The organism is Mycobacterium hubeiense (assembly GCF_002838065.1).
Classification (GTDB): domain Bacteria; phylum Actinomycetota; class Actinomycetes; order Mycobacteriales; family Mycobacteriaceae; genus Mycobacterium; species Mycobacterium hubeiense.
Genome location: NZ_PIZU01000011.1, coordinates 35,975 through 48,876 on the forward strand (window position 1 = coordinate 35,975; position 12,902 = coordinate 48,876).

Genomic DNA, 12,902 nt, shown 5'->3' on the forward strand with positions numbered 1-12,902 from the left:
GGCAGCGAAAGTGCGAGTAGAGGCCTGCCGGAATGCAATTTCGCGACTACGCGAAAACCCGGCCGCGCAGGATCACCAGCGCTGGATTGTTGACGACGGCTGCGCCCTGCCGCGGGTCGTCGGCGTAGCACACCAGATCCGCCGGCGCGCCGTGCTCCAGCGCGGGCCGGCCGAGCCATTCACGGGCATTCCAGCTCGCCGCCCCCAGCGCGTCGGTCGGGCTCATGCCGACCCGTTTGAGCGCGTCGATCTCGTCGGCGATGCGGCCGTGCGCGACCATGCTGCCCGCATCCGTGCCGGCGAATATCGGCACCCCCGCGTCGTGGGCCGCGGCCACCCGCGCGTGACACCGCGCGTACAGGTCGCGCATGTGCGCCGCGTACGACGGGTACCTCACCGCGGCTTCGGCAATGCCCGGGAAGTTCTCGATGTTGATCAACGTGGGCACCAGCGCGGTGCCGTGCTCGACCATCAGCTCGATCGTGTCGTCGGTCAGGCCGGTGCCGTGCTCGATGCAGTCGATGCCGGCGTTGATCAGACCGGGCAGCGCGTCCTCACTGAACACGTGCGCGGTGACCCGCGCCCCTTCGGCGTGCGCCGCGTCGATCGCCGCCTTGAGCACGTCGTCGGACCACAGCGGCGCCAGGTCGCCGACCTGCCGGTCGATCCAGTCGCCGACCAGCTTGACCCAGCCGTCGCCCCAGCGGGCCTGCTCGGCGACCGCGTCGGGCAGCTGCGACTCGTCCTCCAACTCGAGAGCCAAGCCCGGCGCATAGCGCTTCGGACGGGCCAGATGCCGGCCCGCGCGGATGATGCGGGGCAGGTCGTCGTGGTCGTCGAGGCTGCGGGTGTCGACGGGCGAACCGCAGTCGCGCAAAAGCAGCGCCCCGGCGTCGCGTTCGGTCTGCGCCTGGACGATCGCCTCGTCGACGTCGACTGGGCCGTGCTCGCCGAGCCCGACGTGACAGTGCGCATCGACCAACCCGGGCACAATCCAGCCGCCGTCGAAGACGGTCTCCGCGCCGCTGACCGGTTCGGCACTCAGCACACCGTCGACGATCCACCACTCGACCGGCTGCTGGTCGGGCAGGCTGAGCCCTTTGACGTGCAGCCGCATCAGTTGTTGGGGAACTTCAGCTTCGACAGATCGATATCGGCCAGGCCCGGTGGCAATTCATCGAGGCCCTTGGGCATGTTCGACAGGTCCGGGAAGCCAGGTGGCATGCCGGCCATGCCCGCGCCCAGCGGATTACGCACCTTCGGCGGCGTCGGGCCCCGCCCGGCTTTCTTGCCCTTCTTGCCCTTGCCCTTCTTGCGGGTCGACGATTTGCGGCCGAACGGCATGCCCATCTGGCCGGCCATCTGCGACATCATCTTGCGGGCCTCGAAGAATCGGTCGACCAGCTGGTTGACCTCCGACACCGTGACGCCCGAGCCGTTGGCGATGCGCAGCCGGCGTGAGGCGTTGATGATCTTCGGGTCGGCCCGCTCCTCGGGCGTCATGCCGCGGATGATGGCCTGCACCCGGTCGAGCTGCTTGTCGTCGACGGCGGCCAGCGCGTCCTTCATCTGGCCGGCGCCGGGCAGCATGCCCAGCAGGTTGCCGATCGGGCCCATCTTGCGGATGGCCAGCATCTGCTCGAGGAAATCCTCCAGCGTCAGCTCACCGGTGCCGATCTTGGCCGCCGCGGCCTCCGCCTGCTCGGCGTCGAAATGCTGCTCGGCGGCCTCGATGAGGCTCAGCACATCGCCCATGCCGAGGATGCGGCTGGCCATCCGGTCGGGGTGGAATACGTCGAAGTCGTAGAGCTTTTCGCCGGTGGACGCGAACAGGATCGGCACGCCGGTGATCTCGCGCACCGACAGCGCCGCACCGCCGCGAGCATCGCCGTCGAGCTTGGTCAGCACCACACCGGTGAAGCCGACGCCCTCGCGGAACGCCTCGGCGGTGGTGACTGCGTCCTGGCCGATCATCGCGTCGAGCACGAACAGCACTTCGTCGGGGTCGAGCACATGGCGGATCGCCGCGGCCTGGCTCATCAGCTCGTCATCGATGCCGAGCCGGCCCGCGGTGTCGACGATGACCACGTCGAAGTGTTTGGCCTTGGCTTCGGCCAGCCCACCTTCGGCCACCGCGACGGGATCGCCGTGGCCGGCTTGTTCGGATCCCTCCGCCGACACCCCCGGGTGCGGCGCGTAGACCTGGACCCCGGCGCGTTCGCCGACGATCTGCAGCTGGTTGACTGCGCCGGGACGCTGCAGGTCACACGCCACCAGCAGCGGCGTATGTCCTTGGCCCGCAAGCCATTTCGCAAGCTTGCCGGCCAACGTCGTCTTACCGGAGCCTTGCAGGCCGGCCAGCATGATCACCGTCGGCGGGGTCTTGGCGAACGCCAGTTGACGGGTCTCCCCGCCGAGGATCCCGATCAGCTCCTCGTTGACGATCTTGACGACCTGCTGAGCGGGGTTGAGCGCGGCGGAGACCTCGGCGCCCTTGGCGCGGTCCTTGATGCGCCCGACGAAGGAGCGCACCACCGGCAGCGAGACGTCGGCCTCCAGCAGCGCCAGGCGGATCTCGCGGGCAGTGGCGTCGATGTCGGCGTCGGTCAGCCGGCCCTTGCCGCGCAGTCCCTGCAGGGCACCGGTCAAGCGGTCGGACAGCGATTCAAACACGCGGTCCAGCGTACTTACCCCGGCTCGCTACGCTCGCTTGCCCACCGGACTTAGCTGGCTTGCTCAGCAGCCTTTGCGGGCGCGGGCGCGGGCAGCACCGCGTACAGGTCGCGTTCGAGCTCGGCGCGAACGGCCGACTCATCGGCTGACGCTGGGCCGCTGCCGAGGCTGATGCAGAACGCGTCGACGACGGACGAGCCCATCGTGGTGACCTTGGCCCAGGCGATGTCCACGCCGTCGCGCTCGAAAACGGCCGTCAGCTTCGCCAACAGTCCCGCCCGGTCGGTGGCCCGCACCTGTACCACCAACTCCCCCGGCGTGTGCCCGTCGAACCACAGCACGCGCGGTGGTGCGTGCACGTGGTTGCCCGGGACCGCGGCGGGTATCTCGCCGGCGCGACGGGTGCCGTGCTGGGCCGCCTCGCGCTCACGTTGTTCGAGCGAGCCGGTCACGTCGAGCTCATCGCCCAGGGCGAGGATGAACTGCTGGCGCAGCAGCTCCGCGGCGGGCGGGGAGCCGAAATGCGGTGATACGACGAAGGTATTGATGGCCGAGCCTTCGTGGCTGTTCACCGACGCCGAGTGCACCCGCAGCTTGTTCAACGCCAGCACACCCGCCGCCTTGCTCAGCAGGCCGCGCCGGTCGGGGGCAATCATCGTCACGTTGTAGATGTGCGGGCTGTCGGCCGGTGTCAGTTCGACGTGCACGCCCACCTCGGCGGCGAGCGAAAGATACCGGGGTTCAATGGGATCGGGCTGCGGCAGCGGCTCGCCGGCCATCACCAGCCGGCAGCGCCGGACCAGGTCGCCGATCAGCGAGGCCTTCCAGTCGCCCCACACCCCTGGGCCGGTGGCCAATGAATCCGCCTCGGCGAGCGCATGCAAGAGCTCCAACAACACCGGGTCGCCGCCGAGTGCGTCGACGACGGTGTCGATGGTCTTGGGGTCCTGCAGGTCACGGCGGGTTGCGGTGTCGGGCAGCAGCAGGTGGTAGCGCACCATCTTGGCCAGCACGTCGATGTCCGACGGCCACATGCCGAGACGGGTGCCGATCTGGGTGGCCAATTCGGCGCCGATGACGCTGTGGTCGCCGCCGCGGCCCTTGCCGATGTCGTGCAAAAGCGCGCCCAGCACCAGCAGGTCCGGCCGCGACACCCGTGTGGTGAACGCGCTTGCTCGCCAGACGGTTTCGACGAGATGACGGTCGACCGTCCAGATGTGGACGACGTCTCGCGGAGGCAAGTCGCGCACCGTGCCCCATTCAGGAAAAAGCCTGCCCCACAAGCCGGTTCGGTCCAGCGCCTCGATTGTGGCGACGGTGGCGGGGCCGGCCGCCAGCATGACGAGCAGATCCTTGAGCGCCTGGCGAGGCCAGGGTGTGCGTAGTTCGGGCGCGTGTTCGGCAAGCCGGCTCAGCGTGGACGCCGACATCGGCAACCCGGCGGTCGCCGAGGCCGCGGCCACCCGCAAGATCAGGCCCGGATCCCGTTCCGGACGCGCGTCGCGGGCCAGGATCACTTCGCCGGCGAACTCGATGACGCCTTCATCGAGCGGACGACGCACGGGGCGGCGCAGCGCGGCGAACCCCCGCCGCGGCAGCGCGTTGGCGGCGGTGCGCAGCCCGGCGTCGACGTAGTAGCTCACCGTGCGCGCTGCATCGCTGAGCATGCGGGCGAGGTCGAAGCGGTCGCCGATGCGCAAAGCGGCGCCGATCTCGTCGGCATGCTGGGCGAGAAGTTGTTCACGGCCACGGCCGGATACGCGGTGCAGTTCGGTGCGGACGTTGAGCAGGGCGAGGTGCGCATCGCCCAGAGAGCCGGTCGGTGAGGCCAGCGATCGACTGGGATAGACGTCCGCCAATTGCGCCATCGCCAACGCGTTGAGCAACTGCACGTCGCGCAGCCCGCCGCGACCGCTCTTGAGGTCGGGTTCGGCGCGGTGGGCGATTTCACCGCTGCGCTGCCAACGCGATTGGGTGTGCTCGACGAGTTCGTCGAAGCGCGAAGCGATGCCGGTGCGCCACTGGCTGCGCGCCCCGCCGATCAGCAGCGACGACAGGTCGGAATCGCCGGCGATGTGGCGGACGTCGAGCATCGCCAGGCCGGCGGAGATGTCCTCGCCGGCGACCTTCAGCGCTTGCGGCACCGTGCGCACGCTGTGATCGATCCGAATGTTGGCGTCCCACAACGGATACCACAGCATCTCGGCGACTTGGCTGACGACCTCGACGGGCATGTTGTCATGCAACAGCATCAGATCCAGGTCGGAGTACGGCATCAGTTCGCCGCGGCCGAGCCCACCGGTGGCGACGATCGCGAATCCACTGGTTGGGGTGATGCCGATCTCGGCGGCCTTTGTGGTGAGCCAGAACTCGTGCAGATCCAGCAGGGCTTCACGAAGCGCAGCGGCGTCCAGCTGGCGGGTACCGCCGGACAGCAGTTGTTCGGCGGCGGCGGCGAGGTCGGTGGCAGGTCGTGACGATGCCGCCTCCGGGGCTTCCCATCGAGAAGCCCCGGAGGCGGGATCTGGTGTGTTTCTTATCATTTCAGCCCTCCCCCGGCCCTTGCCCATTAACGCTCACTCGGTACACGGCCGGGAGACGACATCTCCTACCACTTAGAGTGCGTCAGACCCCCGCTCACCGGTGCGGACTCGGACCACCGTGTCGACGGGGCTGACCCACACCTTGCCGTCGCCGATCTTTCCGGTGCGTGCGGCCTGCACGATGACGTCCACCACCTTGTCGACCGCGGAGTCATCGACGACGACCTCCACACGCACCTTGGGCACGAAGTCCACCGAGTACTCGGCACCGCGATACACCTCGGTGTGGCCCTTCTGGCGCCCGTAGCCCTGCACCTCACTGACGGTCATCCCGAGGATCCCGGTCTGTTCCAGGCCGGTCTTGACATCTTCGAGCGTGAACGGCTTGACAATCGCAGTGATCAGCTTCATTTCCCTCATTCCTCCGCGCCGTGACGACCAAGAACCGAGCTACCACCGACTGCCGCGAAGTCGTAACTGCTTTCCGCATGTTCGGCTTCGTCGGCGCCGGCTGCTTCATCTTCCTCGGCAAGACGCAGCCCCACAGTGAACTTCACTACGAAAGCCAAGATAGCCGTAGCGATGGCGCAATAGATCAGAACCGCCCCTGCGCCAACCGCCTGGCGCCAAAGTTGGTCGAATCCGCCGCCGTAGAACAGGCCGGCCACACCGGCACCCGTCTCCGGCGCGGCGACCAGGCCGACGAGCAGCGTGCCGACCAGACCACCGACAAGGTGCACACCCACCACGTCGAGTGAGTCGTCGTATCCCAGTTTGTACTTCAGCCCAACCGCGAGCGCGCACAACACACCCGCGCAGGCGCCGATCACCAACGCGCCGAGCACGTTCACCGAAGAGCAGGAGGGCGTGATCGCGACCAGACCCGCGACGATGCCCGACGCCGCACCCAGTGACGTGCCCTTGCCGTCGCGGATGCGTTCGGTCAACAGCCATGCCAGCATGGCCGCCGCGGTGGCCACCGTCGTCGTGACGAACGTCGAGCCGGCCAAACCTCCTGAGGCAGTGGCGGATCCGGCGTTGAAGCCGTACCAGCCGAACCACAGCAGCCCGGCGCCCAGCATCACAAACGGCAGGTTGTGCGGACGCATCGGCGTGGTGGGCCACCCTTTGCGCTTGCCCAGAATGATCGCGAGCACTAGGCCCGCGGTGCCGGCGTTGATGTGAACCGCTGTGCCACCGGCGAAGTCGATGGCCGCAAGCTTGTTGGCGATCCAGCCACCGGTTTCGGCGGTGACGCCGTCGAACGAGAAGACCCAGTGTGCGACAGGGAAATAGACGAACGTCGCCCACAGGCCGGCGAACAGCAGCCAGCCGCCGAACTTCATCCGGTCGGCCACCGCGCCGGAGATCAGCGCGACGGTGAGGATGGCGAACATCAATTGGAAGGCGACGAACACGGTGGCCGGCATCGTGCCCACCAGCGGGATGGTGACCGCTTCGGCCGCCTCGACGCCCGCGGCCGGATCCGCGATGACCTCCGCGCTGGCATTGCCACCGATCAGGCCCTTGAGTCCCCAGAACTGCGTGGGGTCGCCGAACAGGTTGCCGACGTCATTGCCGAAGGCCAGCGAGTAGCCGTAGAGCACCCACAGGACAGTCACCACACCCATGGAGCTGATGCTCATCATGATCATGTTGAGCACACTCTTGGCGCGAACCATGCCGCCGTAGAAGAACGCCAGACCAGGCGTCATCAGGAGCACCAGTGCAGCGCTTATCAACATCCACGCTGTGTCACCGGTGTCCGGTATACCCATCGTCGGGAATTGGTCCACTCGCAGATTCCTCCTTCGACACGCCACGGCCGCAAGGATTTACGACCATTGACCTGGTCCAAGACAATGCGCAGTGGTTGTTTCGGCTAAGACGCAGGGGTGTTTCGCTCGTGTGAACGGATGCGGGACCGACGTTTCGCCGGTGTTACATCAGGTGTTTTCGGCGCCGTGCCGCTAGCCGAGCAGGGCGTCGACGAACGCGGCGGGCTCGAACGGCGCAAGGTCGTCGGGTCCTTCACCGAGGCCGACCAGCTTCACCGGCACACCCAGTTCCTGCTGCACCCTGAACACGATGCCGCCCTTGGCGGTGCCGTCGAGTTTGGTCAGCACCACCCCGGTGATGTCCACGACTTCGGCGAACACCCGGGCCTGCGGCAAGCCGTTTTGCCCGATGGTCGCGTCGAGCACCAGCAGCACCTCGTCGACCCTGGCGCGCTTGTCGACCACCCGCTTGACCTTGCCGAGCTCGTCCATCAGACCGGTCTTGGTGTGCAGCCGGCCAGCGGTGTCGATGACCACGACGTCGGCGCCGTCCTTGATGCCGGCGTCGACGGCGTCGAACGCCACCGACGCGGGATCAGATCCTTCGGGCCCCGTGACCACGTGTGCCCCAACCCGCGATGCCCAGCTCTGCAACTGATGGGTGGCCGCGGCCCGGAACGTGTCGGCCGCGCCGAGCACCACCCGACGACCGTCGGCGACCAGCACGCGGGCCAGCTTGCCGACGGTGGTGGTCTTGCCGGTGCCGTTCACGCCGACGACCAGCAGCACCGAGGGTTTGTCGTCGTGCGGCAAGGCCTTGATGGAGCGATCCATGTCGGGTCGCAGCTCGGAGATCAGCACCTCGCGCAGCACCGCCCTGGCGTCGGTCTCGGTGCGCACGTTGCTGCTGGCCATCCGCGACCGCAGCGCGGTGACCACGGAATCGGTGACGACGGGGCCGAGGTCGGCGATCAGCAGGGTGTCCTCGACCTCCTGCCACGAGTCCTCGTCGAGGTCGCCGCCGCCGAGCAGGCCGAGCATGCTGCGACCCAGCGCGTTCTGCGACTTGGCGAGCCGTCCGCGCAGCCGGTCCAACCGCCCTTCAGGCGGGGCGATGGTGTCGATTTGCGGTGGCTCGGGCAGTTGCACGTCGGCGATGGGGCGTTTGGGGGCATCGCGGGGAATGGTGGCGTCATCGCCGACGGCGGGCAGGCCGGTGGTGTCGAGGCGCTCCTCAGCGGGAGCTGACTGAGCGAATGTGATGCCCGAGGACGCGGTGTAGCCGCCGGAGCGGTCGATCGGCGTGGCCGTGTCGGGCCGCGACAGTCGGATCCGACGGCGGCGATAGAGCGCCAACCCGACGACCAGAGCAGCGATCAGCAATACAGCGATGACCGCGATCGCGATCCAGAGGCCTAGCCCAACACTTTCGATCACGCCGCCATTGTCTCAGAGCGATTTCGGCGCGCTCGGTCGCGCTCACCGCGACTGCGCGCGCCGAAATCGCACGTTACCCGGCGCCGACCAGTTCCTGGCCGCGCATGCGCTGGCTGATCACCGCGGTGATGCCGTCGTCGCGCATCGTTACGCCGTACAGCGCGTCGGCGACTTCCATCGTCGGCTTCTGATGGGTGATGACGATCAGCTGCGACTGCGCCCGCAGTTGCTCGAAAAGCCCGAGCAGCCGGCGCAGGTTGACGTCGTCGAGCGCGGCCTCCACCTCGTCCATGACATAGAACGGCGACGGCCTGGCGCGGAAGATCGCGACCAGCATCGCCACCGCGGTCAGCGACTTCTCGCCACCGGACAGCAGCGACAGCCGCTTGATCTTCTTGCCCGGCGGGCGGGCCTCGACCTCGATGCCGGTGGTCAGCATGTCGTCGGGGTTGGTGAGCAGCAGCCGGCCCTCACCGCCGGGGAACAACGCCGAAAACACTTCGCGGAACTCGCGTTCCACGTCGGCGTAGGCCTCGGCGAACACCTGCAGGATGCGATCGTCGACGTCTGCGATGACGTCGAGCAGATCCTTGCGGGCGGCTTTCACGTCCTCGAGTTGCGTGGACAAAAAGTTGTAACGCTCCTCCAACGCGGCGAACTCCTCCAGCGCCAGCGGGTTGACCCGGCCGAGTTCGGCCAGTTCCCGCTCGGCGCGTTTGGCCCGCCGCTCCTGCGTGGGCCGGTCGAACGGCATCGGGGCCGGCGCGGTCACCTGCTCGCCACGCTCGCGTGCCTGCTCGTACTCGGCCATCTCCAACTCCGACGGCGGCAGCGGCACGTCGGGGCCGTACTCCGCGATCAGGTCGGCCGGCGCCATGCCGAACTGCTCGAGCACCTGAGCCTCCAACTGCTCGATGCGCAGTGTCGCTTGGGCTTTGGCGACTTCGTCGCGGTGCAGCGCATCGGTGAGCGAGGCCAGCTTGGCGCCCAGCTCGGTGACCTCCTCGCGGGCCTTGGCCAACGCGGCGGCCCGGCGCTGGCGTTCGGCCGCCAGCTGGTCGCGCGTGCGGGAGGCCACCGACACCACCGCGCTCAACCGCTGGGCCACCAGGCGTCCCGATTCGGCGACCGCGGCGGCCACCGCGGCGGCGTGCTCACGCGCCTCGCGGGCGCGCTGCGCGCGCAGCCTCGCCTCGCGCTCGGCGGCCGCGGCCCGTCGCAATGAATCCGCCCGTCCGCGAACGGCATTCGCACGTTCTTCGGCGGTGCGCACGGCCAGCCGAGCCTCCACCTCGGCGGCACGGGCCGTCTCGGCGGCGGCCATCGACGCCTGGCGGTCGACCGGTTCGGCGTCAAACGTCGGCGCCTGCTCGGCGTTGTGCAGTCGCGACTCGAGCTCCGCGAGCTCCTCGACGGTGCGGGCCCGGCCGGCCTCGAGCTCGTCGCGCTGTTTGATCAGCCGCTGCCACTCGTCGTCGGCGGCGCGGGCCTCCTGCCCCAGCCGGCCCAGCTGCTCGTAGATCGCCGAAATCGCCGCGTCGGATTCGTTGAGCGCCGCCAGCGCCTGCTCGGCCGCATCCTGCCGCGCCGACTGCTCGGCCAGCGCACCGGACAACGCCGCCGACAGCTCGCGAGTCTGCTTCTCGGCCGCCTCCAATTCGGCGCGGGCCTTGTCGATTTCGGAGGTGATCTCCAGCGTGCTCGGTTTGCGGTCCGAGCCGCCGCTGACCCAGCCCGCTCCAACCAGGTCACCGTCGGCGGTCACCGCCTTGAGCTGCGGGCGAGACGCGACCAGGTCCAGTGCCGCGGAGAGGTCGCGCACCACCGCCACACCGGAGAGCATCGCGGTGATGGCGCCGTGCAGCCGCGGCGGCGTCTCGACCAGGTCGATCGCCCACACGGCGCCGTCGGGCAGCGGGTCCGCGACGGGTGCCCCATCATGCGGCCAGTCGCCGAGCACGATCGCGGCGCGTCCGCCGTCGGATGCTTTCAGCGCGGCCACCGCCGAGCGGGCGGCACCGAAATCCTCGGCGGCGACGGCATCGGCAGCTGCGCCGAGCACCGCCGCCACCGCTGCCTCGTAGCCGGGCCGCACCTTGAGCAGCTGCGCGATCGACCCGAAAAGCCCTGCGCCGTTGTGGTTTCGCTGCAGCCACGCCGCGCCGTCCTTGCGGTCCAGCCCCACCGACAGCGCGTCGATGCGGGCCCGCAGCGAAGCCACCTGGCGTTCGGCAGCACGCTCGGCCGCCTGAAGTTCGGCGACACGTTCGTCGGCCAGCCGCAGCGCGGCGACGGTGCGGTCGTGGTGTTCGTCGAGGCCGACCTCACCCGCGTCGAGCTCGCCGACGCGGCCCTGCACGGTTTCGAACTCGGCTTGCGCCTGCTGCGCCTTGGCGGCCGCCTCCTCGATGCCCGCCGACAGCCGCGCGACGGTTTCGTCGATGGATTCGACACGGGTGCGCATGGTGTCCACCTGACCGGCCAGCCGGGCCAACCCCTCGCGGCGGTCCGCTTCGGCGCGCGCGGCGGCCAGATGCGCCCGTTCCGCCTCGGCCGCGACCCGCTCACGCTCGGTCAGCTCGGCACGGGCGGCTTCCAGGCGCGTCCGCGATTCGGTGAGCTCGGCGAGCAGCTGCTGTTCGCGCGCCGCCATCTCGTCGGCCTCGGCCTCCAGCGCGTCGGGGTCGGCGCCGGTGGACGGTTCGGGTTCGGCGTCGAGCAGCTGGGCGCGCTCGCTGGCGATGCGCACCGTCGCGCTGACGCGTTCGGCCAAGGCGGACAACCGGAACCAGGTCTGCTGCGCTTCTTCGGCGCGTTCAGACAGACCGGAGACGGCTGCTTCGTGGCCCTCCAATGCCGCGGTCGCGGCGTCGAGCCGGGTGGCGATCTCGTCGTGTTCGCGCCGCAGCGTCGTCTCCGCCGCGTTGGTGTTCTCGAACTCGGCGCGGCGGGTGACCAGGTCGTCGGCGGCCAGCCGCAGCCGGGCGTCGCGCAGGTCGGCCTGGATGGTCTGGGCGCGACGGGCCATCTCGGCCTGGCGGCCCAGTGGTTTGAGCTGGCGACGCAGTTCGGTGGTCAGGTCGGTCAGCCGGGCCAGGTTGGCCGACATCGCGTCGAGTTTGCGGACCGCTTTTTCCTTGCGCTTGCGGTGCTTGAGCACGCCGGCGGCTTCCTCGATGAACGCCCGGCGGTCCTCGGGGCGCGACTCCAGGATCTCCGAGAGCTTGCCCTGCCCGACGATGACGTGCATTTCGCGGCCAATACCGGAATCAGACAGCAGTTCCTGCACATCCATCAAACGGCAACTGCTGCCGTTGATTTCGTATTCACTGCCGCCGTCACGGAACATCCGACGGGTGATCGACACCTCGGAGTATTCGATCGGCAGCGAGTTGTCGGAGTTGTCGATGGTGACGGTGACCTCGGCGCGACCGAGCGGCGCACGCGACGAGGTGCCGGCGAAGATGACGTCTTCCATCTTGCCGCCGCGCAGCGTCTTGGCGCCCTGTTCGCCCATCACCCACGTCAGCGCGTCGACGACGTTGCTCTTGCCCGAGCCGTTGGGGCCGACGACGCAGGTGATGCCCGGCTCGAAGCGCAGAGTCGTCGGCGAAGCAAAGGACTTGAAGCCCTTCAGCGTCAGACTCTTGAGGTGCACGACTGGCCAGACTACCGCCGCAAGGGCTATCGCTCGCTGAAGCCCGGCATCGGGTCGCCGGGTTCTGACCAATCGGCGATGACCTTGTCGACCGATCCCGGCGTTTTCCCACTTTGCAGGAGCTCAAGCAAGCGTTGACATTTGTCGCGGGGCCCCTGCGCGACGACCTGCACGCGCCCGTCGGGCCGGTTGGAGGCAAACCCCCTCAGCCCGAGTTCGAGCGCCCGTGCGCGTGTCCACCACCGAAACCCGACGCCCTGGACGTAGCCGTGCACCCAGGCGGTGAGGCGAACCTCAGGCTCGGCCGACATCTTTCACCTCAAATGTCACTTTGGTCCCGGACTTGAGGGTGCGGCCGACGGTGCAGACCTGGTCGATGGCGCGTTCGACGACGGTGATCACGCGCGCCCGTTCGGCGTCGGACAATCCGGACAGATCGAGTTCCATGCGCTCTTCGAGCAGCGGGTAGCGCTCCTGCTCACGGTCGGGCGGGCCGGACACCTTGATCGTCGCCCCGTAGTCGTCGCCGAGGCGGCGTCTCAGCGGCTGGTCGCTGGCCATGCCGCTGCAGGCCGCGAGGGCGATCTTCATCAGCTCGCCCGGCGTGAACACGCCGTCGACATCCTCGTTGCCGACGAGCACCTGCGCGCCGCGGCTGCTGCGTCCGGTGTAGCTGCGCACACCGGTGCGCTCGACCCACAGTTCCGTCATGGTCCCCATCTTCGCCGAAATGGAATTCCCGGTCGCCAACAGCGTGACTTCGCCGCCCGGAATTCCATTTCGGCGCAATCAGGGCCGACGACGTTAGGCTTG

At 68.6% G+C, this 12,902-nt stretch carries 9 protein-coding genes; all 9 read right to left on the reverse strand.

The features are described 5' to 3' along the window. Nucleotides 1-46: 46 nt before the first annotated feature. A complete protein-coding gene (locus tag CWS39_RS10835; protein WP_102142924.1) occupies nt 47-1,117 on the reverse strand; it encodes a metal-dependent hydrolase family protein in 1,071 nt (356 codons plus the stop codon). After that, entirely contained in the window at nt 1,117-2,673 is a 1,557-nt protein-coding gene (gene ffh, locus CWS39_RS10840) for a signal recognition particle protein (RefSeq protein ID WP_102142925.1), read from the reverse strand. Before ffh ends, CWS39_RS10835 begins: the two co-directional genes overlap by 1 nt. A 50-nt stretch (nt 2,674-2,723) precedes the next feature. After that, nucleotides 2,724-5,216: a [protein-PII] uridylyltransferase gene (locus CWS39_RS10845; protein ID WP_102142926.1), complete on the reverse strand. Its 2,493-nt coding sequence runs from the start codon at nt 5,214-5,216 to the stop codon at nt 2,724-2,726. 72 nt (nt 5,217-5,288) lie between these two features. After that, entirely contained in the window at nt 5,289-5,627 is a 339-nt protein-coding gene (locus CWS39_RS10850) for a P-II family nitrogen regulator (protein ID WP_102142927.1), read from the reverse strand. 5 nt (nt 5,628-5,632) lie between these two features. Continuing rightward, entirely contained in the window at nt 5,633-7,012 is a 1,380-nt protein-coding gene (locus tag CWS39_RS10855; protein WP_199178063.1) for an ammonium transporter, read from the reverse strand. 174 nt (nt 7,013-7,186) lie between these two features. After that, nucleotides 7,187-8,431 (reverse strand): signal recognition particle-docking protein FtsY, encoded by a 1,245-nt coding sequence (gene ftsY / locus CWS39_RS10860; protein WP_102142928.1) that lies wholly within the window; start codon nt 8,429-8,431, stop codon nt 7,187-7,189. 73 nt (nt 8,432-8,504) lie between these two features. Beyond that, the gene (smc, locus tag CWS39_RS10865) at nt 8,505-12,089 is read right to left on the reverse strand and encodes a chromosome segregation protein SMC (RefSeq protein WP_102142929.1); all 3,585 of its coding nucleotides are present in this window, start codon (nt 12,087-12,089) and stop codon (nt 8,505-8,507) included. Nucleotides 12,090-12,115: 26 nt separating this feature from the next. Further along, nucleotides 12,116-12,400: an acylphosphatase gene (locus tag CWS39_RS10870; protein WP_102142930.1), complete on the reverse strand. Its 285-nt coding sequence runs from the start codon at nt 12,398-12,400 to the stop codon at nt 12,116-12,118. Next, nucleotides 12,384-12,800 carry an OsmC family protein gene (locus CWS39_RS10875; RefSeq protein WP_102143013.1) on the reverse strand — a complete coding sequence of 139 codons (417 nt, stop codon included), beginning with the start codon at nt 12,798-12,800 and terminating at the stop codon, nt 12,384-12,386. The genes CWS39_RS10870 and CWS39_RS10875 overlap by 17 nt, the downstream gene beginning before the upstream one ends. Nucleotides 12,801-12,902 lie beyond the last annotated feature (102 nt).

Excerpts from the sequence above, each read along its gene's own strand:
- CWS39_RS10835 (WP_102142924.1), bottom strand. The coding sequence starts at position 1,117 with ATGCGGCTGCACGTCAAAGGGCTCAGCCTGCCCGACCAGCAGCCGGTC.
- CWS39_RS10845 (WP_102142926.1), bottom strand. The coding sequence starts at position 5,216 with ATGATAAGAAACACACCAGATCCCGCCTCCGGGGCTTCTCGATGGGAA.
- CWS39_RS10850 (WP_102142927.1), bottom strand. The coding sequence starts at position 5,627 with ATGAAGCTGATCACTGCGATTGTCAAGCCGTTCACGCTCGAAGATGTC.
- CWS39_RS10870 (WP_102142930.1), bottom strand. The coding sequence starts at position 12,400 with ATGTCGGCCGAGCCTGAGGTTCGCCTCACCGCCTGGGTGCACGGCTAC.
- CWS39_RS10875 (WP_102143013.1), bottom strand. The coding sequence starts at position 12,800 with ATGACGGAACTGTGGGTCGAGCGCACCGGTGTGCGCAGCTACACCGGA.